This is a genomic window from Mesorhizobium sp. M4B.F.Ca.ET.058.02.1.1, from assembly GCF_003952505.1.
Taxonomy (GTDB): domain Bacteria; phylum Pseudomonadota; class Alphaproteobacteria; order Rhizobiales; family Rhizobiaceae; genus Mesorhizobium.
Genome location: NZ_CP034450.1, coordinates 2,154,889 through 2,173,355, shown reverse-complemented (window position 1 = coordinate 2,173,355; position 18,467 = coordinate 2,154,889). Strand labels below are relative to the sequence as shown.

Annotated in this window: 14 protein-coding genes and 2 pseudogenes; 14 read left to right on the top strand and 2 right to left on the bottom strand. The window is 65.7% G+C overall.

Annotated features, from left to right (window positions below; all coding sequences use genetic code 11):
- Nucleotides 1–114 precede the first annotated feature (114 nt).
- Nucleotides 115–522 carry a DUF3168 domain-containing protein gene (locus tag EJ073_RS11120; RefSeq protein WP_126055769.1) on the top strand — a complete coding sequence of 136 codons (408 nt, stop codon included), beginning with the start codon at nt 115–117 and terminating at the stop codon, nt 520–522.
- Between the two features lie 9 nt (nt 523–531).
- Here the strand turns inward: EJ073_RS11120 and EJ073_RS11115 are convergent, their stop codons facing one another.
- Nucleotides 532–918: an ester cyclase gene (locus tag EJ073_RS11115; protein WP_126055768.1), complete on the bottom strand. Its 387-nt coding sequence runs from the start codon at nt 916–918 to the stop codon at nt 532–534.
- A gap of 237 nt (nt 919–1,155) precedes the next feature.
- Here EJ073_RS11115 and EJ073_RS11110 point away from each other — a divergent pair, with 237 nt between their 5' ends.
- From EJ073_RS11110 to EJ073_RS11050, 13 genes and pseudogenes are all read left to right on the top strand, one after another.
- On the top strand, nt 1,156–1,455 hold the full coding sequence (locus EJ073_RS11110; RefSeq protein WP_126055767.1) for a hypothetical protein: 300 nt from the start codon (nt 1,156–1,158) through the stop codon (nt 1,453–1,455).
- 70 nt (nt 1,456–1,525) lie between these two features.
- A complete protein-coding gene (locus EJ073_RS11105; RefSeq protein ID WP_126055766.1) occupies nt 1,526–2,191 on the top strand; it encodes a response regulator transcription factor in 666 nt (221 codons plus the stop codon).
- Nucleotides 2,175–3,611: an ATP-binding protein gene (locus EJ073_RS11100; RefSeq protein ID WP_126055765.1), complete on the top strand. Its 1,437-nt coding sequence runs from the start codon at nt 2,175–2,177 to the stop codon at nt 3,609–3,611. Before EJ073_RS11105 ends, EJ073_RS11100 begins: the two co-directional genes overlap by 17 nt.
- Nucleotides 3,612–3,786: 175 nt before the next feature.
- Nucleotides 3,787–4,224 carry an RT0821/Lpp0805 family surface protein gene (locus tag EJ073_RS11095; RefSeq protein ID WP_126055764.1) on the top strand — a complete coding sequence of 146 codons (438 nt, stop codon included), beginning with the start codon at nt 3,787–3,789 and terminating at the stop codon, nt 4,222–4,224.
- Nucleotides 4,225–4,346: 122 nt separating this feature from the next.
- On the top strand, nt 4,347–5,483 hold the full coding sequence (gene ccmI / locus EJ073_RS11090; RefSeq protein WP_126055763.1) for a c-type cytochrome biogenesis protein CcmI: 1,137 nt from the start codon (nt 4,347–4,349) through the stop codon (nt 5,481–5,483).
- Between the two features lie 3 nt (nt 5,484–5,486).
- Nucleotides 5,487–5,930 (top strand): cytochrome c maturation protein CcmE, encoded by a 444-nt coding sequence (gene ccmE, locus EJ073_RS11085; protein WP_126055762.1) that lies wholly within the window; start codon nt 5,487–5,489, stop codon nt 5,928–5,930.
- Nucleotides 5,930–7,921, top strand: a complete 1,992-nt coding sequence (locus EJ073_RS11080; protein WP_126055761.1) for a heme lyase CcmF/NrfE family subunit — start codon at nt 5,930–5,932, stop codon at nt 7,919–7,921. Before ccmE ends, EJ073_RS11080 begins: the two co-directional genes overlap by 1 nt.
- Entirely contained in the window at nt 7,918–8,376 is a 459-nt protein-coding gene (locus EJ073_RS11075) for a cytochrome c-type biogenesis protein (protein ID WP_126055760.1), read from the top strand. Before EJ073_RS11080 ends, EJ073_RS11075 begins: the two co-directional genes overlap by 4 nt.
- 120 nt (nt 8,377–8,496) lie before the next feature.
- A complete protein-coding gene (locus EJ073_RS11070) occupies nt 8,497–10,047 on the top strand; it encodes a Do family serine endopeptidase (protein ID WP_126055759.1) in 1,551 nt (516 codons plus the stop codon).
- Nucleotides 10,048–10,253: 206 nt separating this feature from the next.
- On the top strand, nt 10,254–10,928 hold the full coding sequence (locus EJ073_RS11065; protein ID WP_126055758.1) for a response regulator transcription factor: 675 nt from the start codon (nt 10,254–10,256) through the stop codon (nt 10,926–10,928).
- 8 nt (nt 10,929–10,936) lie between these two features.
- A complete protein-coding gene (locus tag EJ073_RS11060) occupies nt 10,937–12,412 on the top strand; it encodes a HAMP domain-containing sensor histidine kinase (RefSeq protein WP_126055757.1) in 1,476 nt (491 codons plus the stop codon).
- A pseudogene (locus tag EJ073_RS11055) lies at nt 12,412–15,377 on the top strand (bifunctional [glutamine synthetase] adenylyltransferase/[glutamine synthetase]-adenylyl-L-tyrosine phosphorylase). Before EJ073_RS11060 ends, EJ073_RS11055 begins: the two are co-directional and overlap by 1 nt.
- Before the next feature lie 146 nt (nt 15,378–15,523).
- Nucleotides 15,524–15,994, top strand: coding sequence for a hypothetical protein (locus EJ073_RS11050; RefSeq protein WP_126055756.1), 471 nt, complete (start codon nt 15,524–15,526; stop codon nt 15,992–15,994).
- A gap of 105 nt (nt 15,995–16,099) precedes the next feature.
- On the opposite strand, the pseudogene EJ073_RS11045 reads toward EJ073_RS11050, so the two are convergent.
- Nucleotides 16,100–18,420, bottom strand: a pseudogene (locus tag EJ073_RS11045) (ATP-binding protein).
- Nucleotides 18,421–18,467 lie beyond the last annotated feature (47 nt).

Sequence of the window (18,467 nt, the reverse complement as noted above, 5' to 3'; positions counted from 1 at the left end):
GGCGTGACTGGCGAGCGGAGACGACGATGACGGCGCCCGACGATTTGCTGCAGGCCTTGTTCCAGAGATTGAAGAGTAGATTGTCCAAGGCGTGACTGGCGAGCGGAGACGACGATGACGGCGCCCGACGATTTGCTGCAGGCCTTGTTCCAGAGATTGAAGAGTGACGCGAAGCTGACGGCGCTGCTGGGCGGCGCCGGCCTGCTCGAGCGGGCAACCGAGAACGCTGCCTTCCCCTATGTGACATGCGGCCACACCAGCGCCTTCAACCAGGACACCGGCGCCGACAACGACGCCGATCAGCTTGTCACGCTGCATGTCTGGTCGAAGGCCCAAGGCGAGGCTGAAACGCGCCTCATCATGAACCGCATCGAGGCGCGCCTTGCGGGAGCGGCGCTGTCCATCGGTCCGCGCGGGCAAACACGCCTGTCGCTGGAGTTCGCCGAGGCTCGCTACGACGAGGACCTTGCGGTCCATCATGGATTGCTGCGCTTCCGCGCCGTCACGCGGGAAGACGCCTGACGGATCGCATTAAAGCTGAGCCGCGATCTCGGCCTTGTCGATGACCGACCAGACCTCGCATATGTGCGCATCGCGAAATTCGTAGAACACGTTCTCGGCGAAGCTGACCCGCTTGCCGTTCACGGGCAATCCGAACAACCTGCCTTTGGGGGTGCAGTCGAAATGCAGGCGGGCAGCCACGCGCGGCGGCTCGCAAACCAGGAGTTCGATGCTGAAACGGAGATCGGGAATGGCCTGGAAATCGCCTTCGAGCATGCGGCGATAGCCCGACAGTCCCACCGTTTCGCCATTGTACTGCACCGCCTCGCCGACGAACCGGCCTAGATTGGCCCAGTCCTGGGCGTTGAGACACGCGATGTAGCCTCGGTAAAGTTCGGCAAGTTGTTCACGTCGCATAGCGTGCTCCTCTGGTCGTCGGGCCTTCGTATCCTAGCTAGGGAAAGGCGGAAGTTCCGCATCCGAAAACAATAGCCGTGACGGCGGTTTTCCGGTTATGAGCCCGGCACCGGGCCTGAGGGGGGAACGGCAGATCGCAATGCTCGGCTTTGCGGCTCAGGGGGTGTTTGCAGGCATGGTTTTTCAGGCGGTTACCGTTCATTTCACGTTCAGCACCGATGCGTTACAACGCCTGTCATGAAAACGCTTCGCACCCATCTCCGAACCGCGATGCTGGCGCTCGCAGCAGCCGGTCTGCTCGCGTCGCAGGCGATGTCGGCTCCGGCCATCGCGCCTGACGACACGCAGCCCTTCGTGGTCGCGGCGTCGGACTGCTATGCGATCGGCCAGCAGGTGGCGGCGCAGAATGGCGGCACGCTGGCCAAGGCCTCGCAGGCGACGCGTGGCGGCCAGGCGGTCTGCGTCATCGTTGTGCTGGTGCCCGGCAAGGATGGGCAGCGCCCGCGCCGCACCGAGATCGTCGTTCCGCTGAATTGATATCGAAGTTTCCCAAGCTGTTGGAATCGCAGTATATCTGCCCTGAACGTCAAGAGGTTTGAACTCCGGCATGCGTGTGCTCGTCGTCGAAGATGACAAGGATCTCAACCGACAGGTGTCGGATGCGCTGATCGATGCCGGCTATGTCGTTGACCGCGCCTTCGATGGCGAGGAAGGGCATTTCCTCGGCGACACCGAGCCCTACGACGCCGTCGTCCTCGATATCGGCCTGCCGCAAATGGACGGTATCAGCGTGGTCGAGCGCTGGCGCCGCGGCGGCCGCAAGATGCCGGTGCTGATCCTCACCGCGCGCGACCGCTGGAGCGACAAGGTGGCCGGCATCGACGCCGGTGCCGACGACTATGTCACCAAGCCCTTCCACATTGAGGAAGTGCTGGCGCGGGTCAGGGCGCTGATCCGGCGCGCCGCCGGCCATGCCTCGTCGGAACTGACCTGCGGGCCGCTGCGCCTCGACACCAAGGCCTCGAAGGCCGATGTCGACGGCGTGCCGTTGAAGCTGACCTCGCACGAATTTCGCCTGCTTGCCTACCTGATGCACCACATGGGCGAGGTGGTGTCGCGCACCGAGCTGGTCGAACACCTTTACGACCAGGATTTCGACCGCGATTCCAACACCATCGAGGTCTTCGTCGGCCGGTTGCGCAAGAAAATGGGCATCGACATGATCGAAACCGTGCGCGGCATGGGCTACCGCATGCGTGAGCCGGAGGCGTAAGGCGGAACCGCTCGCTACAATCGCAAGGAAACCTTTTTCGGCTCGGCTATGGCCGCGCTCGCTGGCTTTCCGCGTCATTGCTTTCTCGACCATCTGGGCGATCCTGACCCTGGTCGTCATCTTCACCCTCATCACCACGCTTTACCGCCAGGCGAGCGAGCGCGGTTTCGACAGCCTCTTGTCGGCGCATCTGTTCAATCTGATCGGCTCGGTCGGCATTTCCGAAAATGGGGCGCTCACCGGCGCGCCGGATCTTGGCGACCTGCGCTTTTCCGAGCCGAATTCCGGCTGGTACTGGTCGGTGGAGCCGGCCTCCGAGGGCGTCCATGGCGAGATCCATTCCTCCTCAATGACGACGTCCGTCCTGTCGCCTTCCGTCGCCGAGGTTCCGTTCAACGCGAACTTCCAGCGCAGCTACTCGACCGAAGGCATCAAGGGCGAGGAGCTCGAAGTGTTCGAGAGCGAGTTCGTCCTCGACGCCAAGAACCGCGCCGCGCGCTTCCGCGTTATGGGCAACCATACCGAACTGGAGCAGGAGATCGCCAGCTTCCAGCGCCGGCTGCTCACCTATCTGTCGCTGTTCGGCGTCGGCATGATCGCCATCAACGCCATCGCCATCCTGATCGGCCTGCAGCCCTTGCGCCGGGTGCGCAACGCGCTGGCCATGGTGCGCGAAGGCACTGCGCAGCGGCTCGATGGCCGCTTCCCGGCCGAGATCGAGCCGCTCGCCAACGAGACCAACGCGCTGATCGAGAACAACAAGCGCATCGTCGAGCGCTCGCGCACGCAGGTCGGCAACCTTGCCCATTCGCTGAAGACGCCGCTCGCGGTGCTCCTCAACGAGGGCCGAGCGCTGGGCGGCGCCAAGGGGCAGCTCATCGCCGAGCAGGCCGCCTCGATGCAGAAGCAGGTCGACCACTATCTGCAGCGGGCGCGCGTCGCCGCACAGCGCGACAGCGTCGTCTACCGCACGCCGGTGGCGCCGCTGGTGCAGCGCATGGTCCGCGTGCTGCAGAAGCTCAAGCCCGAAACCAGTCTCACGCTGTCGCTGCCGGCTACCGAGATCATCTTTGGCGGCGAGCGCGAGGATCTGGAGGAGCTGCTGGGCAACCTCCTCGACAACGCTATGAAATGGGCGAAGCGCGCCGTCGCCGTATCGGTGGCGCCGGTTTCGGGCAAGGACGGCGTCGGCGCAAACCTGTTCGAGATCGCTATCGAGGATGACGGTCCGGGCATTCCCGAGGACAGCGCGCGCGAGGCGCTGAAGCGCGGCCGCCGGCTCGACGAGACCAAGCCCGGCACCGGGCTGGGGCTCGCCATTGTGGCCGACCTCGTCAACGAATATGGCGGCGCACTTGCGCTGGAGCGTTCCGCCATGGGTGGGCTGAAGGCGGTGGTGCGATTGCGGAGCCTTCAGTGATACCTTGCCGGGCCCGGTCGACATCGATGGGCGGCGCATGGTATGCGCCGTTTCGATTGCTTCGTAGGTCGCCGGCCGCGGCCAAATTTCCGACAAATATCAACACTATGGCCACGCCTATTTTCCCGATGGCGCCGCCCCCAGCTCATCCTTCTCGAGAAAACCGGTTGTTGGCATGAAGATTCGCGTCGCGCTCGTTTCCGTACTGCTGGCCGTTTCCGGCTGCACGACGCTGGGTCGCAGCGGCCCTGACGCGAAGCCGTCGCTGGCTGCCGCGCCCCCGGCCGGCGGCAAGGTGGCCACCACCATCATTTCGGCCATGAACGGCGGCCTTGTCGGCGGATCGATCGGCTCCAGCCTTGACGACACCGACAAGCGCAAGGCGCTGGAAGCCGAATACAAGGCGCTCGAATATACGGCGAGCGGCCAGAAGGTGACCTGGAAGAGCGAGAGCACCGGCCATTCCGGCGAAGTCGTCGCCGCCCAGCCTTACCGGGTAGGCTCGCAGGACTGCCGGCAATACACCCACACCGTGTTCACCGGCGCTGCCAGCGCCACGGCGCGCGGCACCGCCTGCCGCAACGGCGACGGCAGCTGGACGCCGCTGACCTGACATTTTGCCCGGTTAGAATCTGTCCGGTTGACGTCGATCAAGGACGGGCGGCGCATTGGCCGCCAAAGCGTCGCAGTGTGCCTGAGTTGGCAGGGCAGGGCTCTGCCGTTATTGGAAGAACCATGCTGTTCTGGGTCATAGCCGCCATCCTCACGCTGGGCGCCAGCCTGGCAGTGCTGCTGCCTTTGGCCGGCGCCGGCAAGGATGAGTCCGGCGCCGGTGATAACGATCTTGAAGTCTATCGCGACCAGCTGTCCGAGCTCGACCGCGACGTGGCGCGCGGCCTGATCCAGCCGGCCGAGGCCGAGGAGGCGCGCGCCGAAATCGGCCGTCGCATCCTGCGCCTGGGTGCCGCGGTTCCGTCAGGCGCGGTCGCGCGGCGGCCTTTGGTCGCGATCAGGCTGGTCGCGACGGTCGCCGTGCTGGCGGTGCCGCTGGTCAGCTGGGGTCTCTATATCAAGCTCGGCTCGCCCGATCTCCCCGCGCAGCCGTTGGCCGAGAGGCTCGCCAAGAATCCCGCCGATTCCTCGGTCGACGAGCTGGTAGCGCGCGCCGAGGCGCATCTTGCCGCCAACCCGTCCGACGGCAGGGGCTGGGACGTGCTGGCGCCGGTCTATCTGCGGCTGCAGCGCTATTCCGACGCGGCGCGAGCCTACCGCAACGCCATCCGCCTCGACGGCGATAGCGCCACGCGCCAGGTAGGTCTGGGCGAGGCGATCGCCAACGCCGCCGGCGGCATCGTCTCGGCCGAGGCTCAAGTTGCCTTCGAGGCGGCGCTGAAGCAGGACCCCGCCAATGCGAAGGCGAGCTTCTACCTGGCGATGGGTCTCGCTCAGGAAGGCCGTGCCGGCGAGGCGACGGCTGCCTGGCAAAAGATGCTGGCCGCGCTGCCGCCGGACTCTCCGTGGCGCGGCGCGGTCGAGCAGGCGCTGGCCGACACGGCAAGCAAATCCGCTGCGGCGGGCGAGCCTGTCAACGGCCCGGACGCTCAAGCCGTGGAGGCAGTGCAGCAGATGTCGCCGCTGGACAGGCAGGCGATGATCGAGACCATGGTCGCCGGCCTCGACGAAAAGCTGAAGCAAAACCCGCGCGACGTGGAAGGATGGATACGGCTCATTCGTTCCTATGCGGTGCTGGGCAAGACCGACCAGGCGCGCGATGCGCTCGGTCGCGCCATTAACGCCTTTGGCGCTGGCAGCGAGGAAGCGAAGAAGTTCACCGCCTTTGCCGCCACGCTCGGCCTGATGGCGACGGAGTAGACGATGACACGCAAGCAGAAGCGGCTGTCGGTGATCGTGGCCGGGCTGGCGTTCCTCGCCGCCGCCACCGGTCTCACCTTCTACGCGCTTGGCCAGAAAGCCTCCTATTTCTACATGCCCGGCGATCTCGCCACGGCGACTGTTCAGCCCGGCCAGCGTATCCGGCTGGGCGGGCTGGTCGAAAAGGGCACGATCGTGCGCGGGCAGGGCGCGACGGTCGCCTTCTCGGTGACCGACAAGCAGAAATCGGTCAAGATCAGCTATACCGGTATCCTGCCCGACCTGTTCCGCGAGGAGCAAGGCGTCATCACCGAAGGCAGCTTCGGGCCGGACGGTATCTTCGTCGCCGACAGCGTGCTCGCCAAGCATGACGAGCGCTATATGCCCAAGGAAGTCGCCGATGGGCTGAAAGCCAAGGGCGTCTGGCAGGAGAGCAAGAGCGAATAATGGTCGAAACCGGACATTTCGCGCTCGTCCTGGCCTTTGCGCTGTCATTGGTGCAGATGCTGGTGCCGCTCTATGGCGCGCGCGTCGGCAACCAGAAAATGATGGCGGTTGGCGGTCCTGTGACGGTCACCGGCTTCGCGCTCACCGCGCTGTCCTTCGCCGCGCTGGCCAGCGCCTATGCCGGGTCCGACTTCTCGGTGGCGAGCGTCTGGGAGAACTCGCACTCGCTGCAGCCGCTGATCTACAAGATCACCGGTACCTGGGGCAACCACGAGGGCTCGATGCTGCTCTGGGTGCTGATCCTGACCTTCTTCGGCACGCTCGTCGCCGTGTTCGGTTCAAACCTGCCGGCGACGCTCAGGGCCAATGTGCTCGCCGTGCAAGGGGCGATCGGCTGCGCCTTCTTCCTGTTCATCCTGGCGACGTCCAATCCCTTCATCCGGCTGAACCCGGCGCCGATCGAGGGCCGCGACCTCAACCCTATCCTGCAGGACCTCGGCCTCGCCATCCATCCGCCGCTGCTCTATCTCGGCTATGTCGGCTTCTCGATTTGCTTTTCCTTCTCGGTCGCCGCCCTCATCGAGGGCCGCATCGACGCCTCCTGGGCGCGCTGGGTGCGGCCATGGACGCTGGTCGCCTGGATGTTCCTCACCGGCGGCATCGCCATGGGCTCCTACTGGGCTTATTACGAACTCGGCTGGGGCGGTTTCTGGTTCTGGGATCCGGTCGAGAACGCGTCCTTCATGCCCTGGCTGGCAGGTACGGCGCTGCTCCATTCGGCGATCGTCATGGAGAAGCGCTCGGCGCTGAAGATCTGGACGCTGCTGCTCGCCATCCTCACCTTCTCGCTGTCGCTGCTCGGCACCTTCCTGGTGCGCTCCGGCGTGCTTACCTCGGTGCATGCCTTCGCCACCGACCCGGCGCGCGGCGTCTTCATCCTCTGCATCCTGACGCTGTTCATCGGTGGTTCGCTGGCGCTGTTCGCGCTGCGCGCCTCGAGGCTGACCGCCGGCGGCCTGTTCCATCCGATCTCGCGCGAGGGCGCGCTGGTCCTCAACAATCTGTTCCTCACCACCGCCACGGCCACGGTGCTGGTGGGCACGCTCTATCCGCTGGCGCTGGAAGCCGTCACCGGCGGCAAGATCTCGGTCGGCGCGCCGTTCTTCGACCTGACCTTCGGCCCGTTGATGCTGCCGCTCTTGGCAATCGTGCCGTTCGGGCCGCTGCTTGCCTGGAAGCGCGGCGACGTCCTTGCCGCCGCCCAACGGCTGATGGCCGCCTTCGCGGCAGCGCTCGCCGCCGTGCTGGTGACGGCGCTGTTCATCGACGGCGCGTCGGTGTTCGCCGCGCTTGGCGTCGGTCTCGCCGTCTGGCTGGTCTGCGGCGCGCTCACCGATCTCGCCGTCAAATCGGGTATCGGCAATGTTGCGCCGGCGGTTGCGCTCAGCCGCTTCGCCGGCCTGCCGCGCTCGGTGTTCGGCACCGCGCTCGCCCATCTCGGCCTCGGCCTGACCCTGCTAGGCATCGTCGGGACCATGAGTTTCGGCACCGAGAAGATCCTGACCATGCGCGCCGGCGATACGGTGGAGCTCTCCGGCCATAGGCTCCGCTTCGAGGGTCTCTACCCGGCGCAAGGACCGAACTACAGCGAGGATCGCGGCCGCTTCCTGTTCATCGGCGCCGACGGCAACGCCAAGGGCGAGATCAGCTCGGCCAAGCGCTTCTATCCTGTGCGCCAGATGACGACCACCGAATCCGGCATCAGGACTGTTTGGTTCAGCCAGCTCTATCTGTCGCTTGGCGACGAGGGCAATGACGGCTCCGTCGTCGTTCGGCTGTGGTGGAAGCCGCTGGTGACGCTGATCTGGGGTGGCGCCCTGGTGATGATGGCGGGCGCGGCGATGTCGCTGCTCGACCGCCGCCTGCGCGTCGGTGCGCCGTCGCGCCGCCGCAAGCCGGCCGACGCCGCGCCTGCCGCGAGCGCGCCATGACGAGGGTTTCGCGTGCCTCGCTGGCGCTGCTGGGCTTGCTGTTTGCCGGCAGCGCCTTCGCGGTGAAGCCCGACGAGGTGCTCGCCGATCCGGCGCTGGAGGCGAGGGCGCGCGCGCTCTCGGAAGGCCTGCGCTGCATGGTCTGCCAGAACCAATCGATCGACGAATCCGACGCCGACCTTGCGCGCGACCTGCGCATCCTGGTGCGCCAGCGCCTGGTTGCCGGCGACAGCGACCAGCAGGTGATGGACTATATCGTCTCCCGCTATGGCGAGTTTGTGCTCTTGAAGCCGCGCTTCAGCCTGCGCAACGCGCTGTTGTGGGGCACGCCCGTCGTCCTGCTCGTTGCCGGCGGGCTGTTCATCGTGCTCAGTGCCCGCTCGCGCCGAGCGGCCCCCGCGAGCACGCTCACCGCCGAGGAGCAGGCCGCGCTGGACAAGATACTGCGCGACTGAGCGCCAACATTACAAAACTTTCATGTACCGGAAATGGCGCCGTAATGTGCGCCTCTCTATTCCTCTTGCCCGAGGATGCTCCGCCTGAGTGCATCCCTTGTGAAAGAGGATACGAGACCCATGAATATTGCCCCCAATTCATATTTTGGCACCCGCAAGCGCCTGACCGCGACGGTCGCTTCGCTGGCTGTCATCGGCGCGGTTGGCGTCGGCGCGCTGGCCACTGGAACCGCCCCCGTTCTGGCCGACGCAGTGCGTGTCGAGGCGCCGCAGGTGCCGAGCTTCGCCGATGTCGTGGAGCGCGTCACGCCGGCTGTGGTCAGCGTCAAGGTCAAGGCCAAGATCGAGCCGGCGGCCGATGACGGATCCGACCAGTCCGACGATCAGGACGGTATGAACAACTTGCCCGACAATCCGCAGCTGCGCCGCTTCTTCAGGGAATTCCGCGGTTTTGGCGATCAGGGCGGCCAGTTCGGCATGCGCCGTTTCAACCACCGTGGCCACAATGACGGCCAGCCGCGCCCGGTCGCGCAGGGCTCAGGCTTCTTCATCTCCGATGACGGCTACCTCGTCACCAACAACCATGTCGTCGAAGAGGGTTCCGCTTTCACCGTGGTGATGAACGACGGCAAGGAGCTCGACGCCAAGCTGATCGGCACCGATCCGCGCACCGACCTCGCCGTGCTCAAGGTCGAAGGCGACGGCAAGTTCACCTATGTCGACTTCGCCGACGATTCCAAGGTTCGCGTCGGCGACTGGGTGGTGGCCGTCGGCAATCCGTTCGGCCTCGGTGGCACCGTCACAGCCGGCATCGTCTCGGCCCGCGGCCGCGACATCGGCGCCGGCCCGTATGACGACTTCCTGCAGATCGACGCCTCGGTCAATCGCGGCAATTCTGGTGGCCCGACCTTCAACCTCAATGGCCAGGTCGTCGGCATCAACACCGCGATCTTCTCGCCCTCGGGCGGCAGCGTCGGCATCGCCTTCGACATCCCGGCCTCGACCGCCAAGGAAGTGGTGCAGGACCTGATGAAGAGCGGCTCCGTCCAGCGCGGCTGGCTGGGCGTCGAGATTCAGCCGGTCACCTCCGACATCGCGGAATCGCTCGGGCTGAGGTCCGAGAAGGGCGCGCTGGTGTCGAGCGCGCAGGACGACGGTCCCGGCAAGAAGGCCGGCATCACCGCTGGCGACGTCATCACCCAGGTCGACGGCAAGGATGTCGCCTCGCCGAAGGAACTCGCCCGCCTGATCGGCGCCTTTGCGCCGGGCAAGTCCGTCGATGTCACCGTGTGGCGCGACGGCAAGAGCGAGACGATCAAGGTCGACCTCGGCAAGCTGCCCGCCAGCGACAAGCAGGCGTCGAACGATGACAGCAAGCAGCCGGCGGCGCCAAAGGCCGACACGCTTGCCGATCTCGGCCTGACCGTCACCAAGTCGGAAAACGGCAAGGGGCTGGTCGTGACCGATGTCGATCCCGACAGCGATGCGGCCGACCGCGGCATCCAGCCCGGCGATGTCATCACCTCGGTCAACTCGATGGAGGTGAGCGGCACGGCGGATGTCGACAAGGCGATGGCCGATGCCGTGAAGGCGGGCCGCAAGGCGGTGCTAATGCAGATCACCCGCGACGACTCGAACCGCTTCGTTGCGCTGCCCGTCGCCAAGGGCTGACGTTCGTAACTTTCCCGAAGCGGCGGTTTCAACACCCCCGAGCCGCCGCGGGGGAAAGCACGGGGCCCGAATACGTTAGTCAGTCACCGTGTTCCGACCCCGGCGGCAGCGGGCTTCCCATCGCCCGCTGCCGCTCCCAACCATCAAAGGCCATTCCGTGCATGCCGGCTCCTCATTCTCAGGGCGAAATCGCGTATAACGGCTCTATGAAGATTCTCGTCATAGAAGACGATCGCGAGGCCGCCGATTACCTGCAGAAGGCCTTTGCCGAAGCCGGCCATACCGCCCATGTCGCCGGCGACGGCGAGACCGGCTTCGCGCTTGCCGACGCCGGCGATTATGACGTCATGGTCGTCGACCGCATGATGCCGCGCCGCGACGGCCTGTCGGTCATCGCCGGCCTGCGCTCCAGGGGCAACACGACGCCAGTGCTGATCCTGTCGGCGCTGGGCGAGGTCGACGACCGCGTCACCGGCCTGCGCGCCGGCGGCGACGATTACCTGACCAAGCCCTACGCATTCTCCGAATTGCTCGCCCGCGTCGAGGTGCTCAACCGCCGCGCCAGCGCCAGGGAAGCCGAGACCGTCTACCGCGTCGGCGATCTCGAGCTCGACCGGCTTTCGCACTCGGTCAAGCGCGCCGCGCGCGAGATCACGCTGCAGCCGCGCGAGTTCCGCCTGCTCGAATATCTGATGCGCCATGCCGGTCAGGTGGTGACGCGCACCATGCTGCTCGAGAATGTCTGGGACTACCACTTCGACCCGCAGACCAATGTCATCGACGTCCATGTCTCGCGGCTGCGTGGCAAGATCGAGAAGGGCTTCGACAAGCCGATCCTGCATACGGTCCGCGGCGCCGGCTACATGCTAAAGGGTGGGTAAGGCCGATCATGGCTCTTTCCCTGCCGGCCATCATGAGGACGACGGCAGCGCGGCTCTCGGCGCTCTATTTCCTGCTTTTCGCGCTGTGCGCCGTGCTGCTCGTCTTCTACATGACCTCGCTGTCGGCGCGCATGCTGACCGCGCAGACGCAGGATACGATCAACGATGAAGTGGCTGGTCTCGATCGTGCCTATCGGCGCGGCGGCCTGCCGGTCCTGGTCCGCGTCGTCGAAGCACGTTCCCGCCAGCCCGGGGCCAACCTCTACCTCATCGCCGACGCCAACGGGCAGATCTTGACCGGCAATGTGCAAAGCCTGGAGCCGGGGGTCATCGAAACGGAGGGCTGGACGACAGAGCCATTTTCCTATCAGCGTTTCGGCGAGGGCGAACTCGACCGGCTGCGCAGCGGGGCACCCGACCAGGCCACGCCGCCGTCCGGCGAGCCCGAAGCGCAGGCCGAGGGCGAGAAGGGCCACAACGCGATCGCGCTGGTGCTGCGGCTGCCCAACCAGATGATCATGCTGGTCGGCCGCGACCTCGGCGAGCCCGAGCGCTTCCGCGCCGTCATACGCCGCGCCTTGATGCTCGCGCTGGGCATGATGGGGCTTGGCGGGCTCCTGATCTGGTTCTTTGTCGGGCGCGCGGCGCTGAAGCGCATCGACAGCGTCTCGGAGGCCAGCCGCCGCATCATGGGCGGCGACCTGTCCGGCCGCCTCCCGGTCACCGGAGCCGGTGACGAGTTCGACCGCCTGTCCGAGAACCTCAATACGATGCTGGCCCGGATCGCCAAGCTGAACGAGGGCCTGAAGCAGGTTTCCGACAATATCGCGCATGATCTGAAGACGCCGCTGACCAGGCTGCGCAACCGCGCCGAGGCGACGCTGGCCGGCCGGCAGAAGACCCCCGACTACCGGCAGGCGCTGGAAAGCACGATCGCTGAGTCCGACCAGCTGATAAAGACCTTCAACGCCATCCTGATGATCTCCAGGCTGGAGGCCGGCTATTCCTCGGAGACCACCAGCCGGGTCGATCTCGCGGCAGCGGTCCGCGATGTCGTCGAGCTCTACGAGCCGGTGGCCGAAGAGGCCGGCGTCATCCTCGAGACCTCCGCGCCGCAGGCTTTTGCCGTCGACGGCAATCGCGAATTGATCGGCCAGGCGCTGTCCAACATCGTCGACAACGCGATCAAATATTCGGCCGACTCGACCGGTCAGCCCACAGTGCGCGTGGCGCTGGAGCGTGTCGGCCACGAAATCCGGCTCACCGTTTCCGACAATGGCCAGGGCATCCCCGATGATGCCGACCGCGCCAGGGTGACCGAGCGCTTCGTTAGGCTGGAGAAGAGCCGGTCGCAGCCGGGGTCGGGCCTGGGTCTCAGCCTCGCCAAGGCGATCATGACTTTCCACAAGGGCAAGCTTGATCTTCTGCCCGCCGATCCCGGATTGTCCGTTATCATGAGTTTTCCCGCACGGGAGGACCACTGATGGCGGAGAAGATGGCCAAGAAGGCAGCGGAAACCGAATTGCAGTTGCGGCCGGCGATGGCGCTTCTGCCCCTGGACAAGGGGCGTGCCAGGCGGGAGTTGTCGGAGATCGCTGCCGCGGCCGGGGAAGAAGATCTGCCGCGGCTGGTCGAATTTCTCTCTGGCAAGGGGCAGCAGCAGGACCTGCTCGCCGCCATCTCCGACCTGTCGCCATTCCTGCGCGATACGGCGCGCCGGCGGCCGGCCATTCTTGACGCGCTGTTCGACCAGACCGTCGAGGCTAGGCTCAGCGACATAGGCGATGCGATCGCCCTTTCGGCACGCGCCGAGGCGGTCACCGAAAATGGCCTGATGATGGATCTCAGGCTGTTGAAGGCCGAGGCGCATTTCCTGATCGCGCTCGCCGATCTCGCAGGCGAGGCCGAGACGTCGCTGACGGTGCGCCGCCTCAGCGACCTGGCCGATGCCTGTACCCGCGCCGCCGTCGATTTCCTGCTGCGCGACGCGCACGAGCAGGGCAAGCTCAGGCTGCCGGATCCCGAAGATCCGGCGCGCCAGTCGGGCTGGGTACTGCTCGGCATGGGCAAGCTCGGCGCGCATGAGCTGAATTTTTCCTCCGACATCGACCTCGTCGTCTTCTTTGATCCGGCCGCGCCGGCGATTGTCGATCCGCTGGACGCGACGGAACTGTTCGCGCGCCTCACCCGCCGGCTGGTGCGGATCCTGCAGGACCGCACCGAGCACGGCTATGTCTTTCGTACCGATCTGAGGCTGCGGCCAGATCCCGGCTCGACGCCGCTGGCGATACCAGTCGAGGCGGCGCTTCACTATTACGAGGGGCGTGGCCAGAACTGGGAACGCGCCGCCATGATCAAGGGGCGCCCCGTGGCCGGCGATCTTGCCGCAGGCGCCGCCTTCCTCAAGGAATTGCAGCCCTATGTCTGGCGCAAATACATGGACTATGCGGCGATCGCCGACGTCCATTCGATCAAGCGCCAGATCCATGCCCACAAGGGCCATGGCGAGATCGCGGTCAAGGGCCACAACGTCAAGCTCGGCCGTGGCGGCATCCGCGAGATCGAGTTCTTCGTTCAGACCCAGCAACTGATCGCCGGCGGCCGCTTCCCGGAACTGCGTGGCCGTGAGACGGTGCCGATGCTCGGCCAGCTTGCCGCGCGCGGCTGGATCACCGCCGACGCGCGTGATGCGCTCGCCCGGCAATACTGGTTCCTGCGCAGCGTCGAGCACGCCATCCAGATGGTCGCGGACGAGCAGACGCATGTCCTGCCCGATAGCGACGAGGGGCTGCTGCGTATCGCCCTGATGCTCGGCTTTGCCGGAGAGGCGGAGTTCGCCGAGGCCTTCCGGGCCTCGCTGCAGCAGGTCGAGCGTCACTACGCGGCGCTGTTCGAGACCGCGCCGGAGCTTTCGGCCGGCGTCGGCAACCTGGTCTTCACCGGAGACGTCGACGATCCCGACACGCTGCAGACTTTGCACCGTCTCGGCTTCCATCGGCCGAGCGACATTTGCCGCGTCATTCGCGGCTGGCATTTCGGCCGCTACCGCGTCACCCAGTCGGCCGAAGCGCGCGAGCGGCTGACGGAATTGACGCCGGCGCTGCTCAAGGCCTTCGGCCAGACGCGCCGCGCCGACGAGGCGGTGATGCGTTTCGACGAGTTCCTCGCCGGCCTGCCCGCCGGCATCCAGCTCTTCTCGCTGCTCCAATCCAACCCCGCCTTGCTGCAGTTGATGGCGACCATCATGGGCGCCGCTCCCAGGCTCTCCGCCATCATCACGCGCCGGCCGCATGTCTTCGACGGCCTGCTCGATCCGGCGCTGCTCAGTGAACTGCCCGACCGCGCCTACCTGTCGGCGCGGCTGGCCGCCTTCATCGAAGGCGACCGCGCCTATGAGGACGTGCTCGACCGCTTGCGCATCTTTGCCTCGGAGCAGAAATTCCTGATCGGTGTGCGGTTGCTCGCCGGCTCGATCGATCCGACCCGTGCCGGCCGCGCCTTTTCCGATCTCGCCGATCTCACAATCGAGGCGGCATTGCAGGCGGTCAGCGCCGAGTTCGCAATGCGCCACGGCCGGATCGCAGGGGGAGGGTGGCGTTGCTCGGCATGGGCAAGCTCGGCAGCCGCGAACTCACCGCCGGCTCCGACGTCGACCTCATCCTGCTATACGACCACGACGCGGATGCCGAGGAATCCGACGGCGAAAAGCCGCTGGCGCCTTCTCACTACTATACCCGCATGACGCAGCGCCTGATTGCCGCCGTTTCGGCGCCGACGGCGGAGGGAGTGCTCTACGAGCTCGACCTTCGCCTGCGCCCCTCCGGCAACAAGGGGCCGGTCGCCACTCATGTCGATGCTTTCAAGAAGTACCAGCGCCACGATGCCTGGACCTGGGAGCACATGGCGCTGGCGAGGGCCCGCACCATCGGCGGCGACGCGGCACTGTGCGCCGAGGTGGAAACAGAGGTGGCCGCGATCTTGGCCCTGCCGCGCGATGCCGCCAAGGTGATGGCCGATGCATCCGAGATGCGCGCCATGATCGAGAAGGAAAAGCCGCCGCGCGATCCCTGGGACATCAAGCTGATCCCCGGCGGCCTGATCGACCTCGAGTTCATCGCTCAGGTTGCGGTGCTCACCGGCCATGTCGCGGCCGGCCGCAGGGTGACGGCGACGGCCGACATCCTGGCAAGGCTGGCGCCCGACTTCGCCGGCGCCGATGTCAGGCAGCAGCTGTGCGATGCCTACGCGCTCTATCTGGCGCTGACCCAGATGATCAGGCTTTGCCTCACCGGTGAGATCCAGCGCGACGACGTGCCACCGGGGCTTTCAGATCTGCTTCTGGCGGTGACTGACGTGCCGGATTTCGCTGTTCTTGAAGCACATCTCAAGGAGACGTCGCCAAAGGTCAGACAGGATTTCGACCTTTTGCTGCGTGCGAAAAAATCATGATGGGCGGATGAACCTCAAGGCGGGAGCGTTGGAGCCGATGCGGAGAAAATCCGATGCTTAAACAAGGAGATAGGATGGCGGCCTGAATCTGATTGAGGAGGTTGCCGTCCTGGCATCGGGGGTGACGATGCAACAGGAGAAGACCAATGAGAAAGTCAACCAAGCTTGCCCTTGCTTTCGCAGCCCTTGCCGGCGCCGTCGGCACGACGGCCTATGCCGAAAATAACGCCAGCGCCAATATGCGTGACAACTTGATGTTACGCCTCGGCAAGGCGATGAAGGACTCTGACGGCCCCATCACCTTCGACCAGTTCTCTGACGCCATGGACTCGCGCCTGAAAAAGATGGTTGCTCAAAATGGCGGCAGGCTCACCGTTGCCGAACTCGCCGACGCGCTGGAGAAGGCGCGCTTCGAGCGCATGGCTAGGCGCATCATCGAGCGCTACGACACCAGGGGCGACGGCACGCTGACCGCCGACGACATCACTGGCCGCGAGAAGAAGCTGTTCGCCTTGCTGGACAAGAACAATGACGGCAAGATCGAAAAGGGCGAGCTGCCGAAGGGCGGCCGCTTCGGACGTCATCGGCAGTGGAATGGCGGTGACGGCGTGCAGTGAAGCTGAATGATCCGGATCCGGTGGGCTATGCTGCCGGATTCTCGAAAAGGCCTCGTTACTTCGCGCTGTCCCGCTAGCGTTGCCGAGGATTCCTACGGAAATCAATCAAGCCGCCGCCTTCACCGAAGGCGGCGCCTTCTTGAGCGGGATTCGCACCGACACGATCGTGCCGACGCCTTCGGTCGAGCGGATCTTCAGCGCGCCGCCCTGCAGCTCGGCCAGCGAGCGCGAGATGGCCAGGCCGAGGCCCGAGCCTGCATGGTTCTTTGAGAACTGGTTCTGCACCTGCTCGAAGGGCCGGCCAAGCTTGCTCAGCGCCGCTTTGGGGATGCCGCAGCCATTGTCCTCGATGGTCAGCACCAAGGCTCCTGAAGCGCTGCGCGCCCGGACAGAGATGTGGCCGCCCTGGCCGGTGAACTTCACGGCGTTGGACAGAAGGTTTATGGCGATCTGCTTGATCGCGCGGCGATCGGCGAAGAGCCGCATCGAATCGGCGATGCGGGTCTCCACCGTGATCGATTTCTCCGCCGCCTGCAGCGAGATGACGCGCACCGTCTCCTTGATCAGCGGGCAGAGGTCGATCTCCTCGCGGTCCATCGAGAACTGGCCGGCCTCGATCTTCGACATGTCGAGTATGTCGTTGATGACGCCGAGCAGGTATTTGCCGCTGCCGTTGATGTCGGTGGCATATTCTTCGTAGCGCGGCGAGCCGAGCGGCCCGAACAGGCCTTGTTCCATCAGCTCGGAGAAGCCAATGATGGCGTTGAGCGGCGTGCGCAGTTCGTGCGACATGTTGGCCAGGAATTCGGACTTCGCGCGGTTGGCCGCCTCGGCGCGCTCGGTCTCCTTCATGTATTTGCGGTTAAGCTCGACCAGCTCCCTGGCGCGTTCTTCTTCCGCCCGGCGGGCCAGGCTGAGGTCGTGGATGGTCGCCATTAACCGCCGCTCGCTATCGACCAGCTTTTCCTGATGCAGCTTGATCTGGGTGATGTCGGAGCCGACCGAGACGGTGCCGCCGTCCCTTGTCCTCAGTTCGTTGACCTGCAGCCAGCGGCCGTCGGCAAGCTGCCGCTCGAAGGTCGAGCCGCCCTGTGGGCCATTGGCGTTGGCCAGCCTGCGCTCCGAGGCGAAGGCCAGCATGCGTTCCTCGAGCACGGCGCGCGTCGCGCCCGGCATCACGTCGCGGTCCGACAGGCCGTTGTCCTTCTGGAACTTTGAATTGCACATGATCAGCCGCTCGGCGGCGTCCCAAAGCACGAAGGATTCGTTGATGTTCTCGATCGCGGTCCGCAAGCGCAGGTCCGCCGCCTCCGAGCGCAGCGCCAGGTGCCTCTGCTCGGTGACGTCGACGGCGATCCCGATCAGCTGGATTTCCGGCGCCTCCGGGTCGATCACCTGCGCTCTCGCGCGCATCCACACCCATTGCCCGTCGGCGTGCCGCATGCGGAACACCTGGTCGATGTGGTCGATCTCGCGCTCGACAATGCGATTGGCGAGTTCGAACAGGTCGCCGTCCTCCGGGTGGATGATCTCGTCGACCTCGCCGAAGGACAGCATGCTGTCGCAGGGTTCGTAGCCCAGCATGTCGTACATCGAGCGCGACCAGTACATCTTGCCGCGCACCATGTCCCAGTCCCACAGGCCGCAGCGGCCGCGCACCAGCGCCATGTCGATGCGCTGATGCGCCTCGAGGTAGATGCGGTCGGCGGCCTGGGCGCGCGCTGCCTGGCCGAAATAGGCGTAGAGGATGATGATCAGCACCCCGGCCGTCAGCACAAACAGTGTGACGTTGAGCGAGACGGTCTTGCGCCAGTTGTCGAAGACCGCATCCCGAGGCACCAGCGCGGCGGCGGCGTTCTTGCGGTCGCTGGTCAGGCTCACCGCCCCATACCAGTCTTTTCCGTCGATGCTGATATCCATGACGCCGGCCCGCTCGCCGAACATGAACAGCGGCTGGCCGCCCTGGACCAGGCTGTCCAGCGCGCGTCCCTGCCAGCCGCTCGACAGCGGCGACACGGCGATGATCTTGAAGTTGCCGTCGGTGATGGCAAGCACGTGGCTGCGGCCCATGGCCCCTGGCGACCGGCACTCTCCATCAGGTCAGGCGCGGTCACTGAAGCGGCGTTTGGATCGGCGCTGATCGCGCTCGCCATCTGAGCGGCCGCCAGCGAAAGGATCGCCTTGGCGTCGCGTTCGACCTCGTCGCGCTCGTTCATCAGCGACAGCACGCGCAGCGCCGCGATGACGATCAGGAAGATGATGATGAGGGCAGGGATCGAGCGCCGAAGCCACGGCTCGGCCGCCAGCAGCCGCCTATAGGCGGGTTCGGCGATCAGCCGGGTGTTGCCGGCAAGCCCGTCGGCCCGCGCCCTGCGACGCTCAAAAGCCTTCCCTCCGGGCGCGCCCCACGCGTCCGCCTTGGCCATAAATGGCTACTCCCCGAATTCCGTATGCTTGATGGTCCGGTTACGCC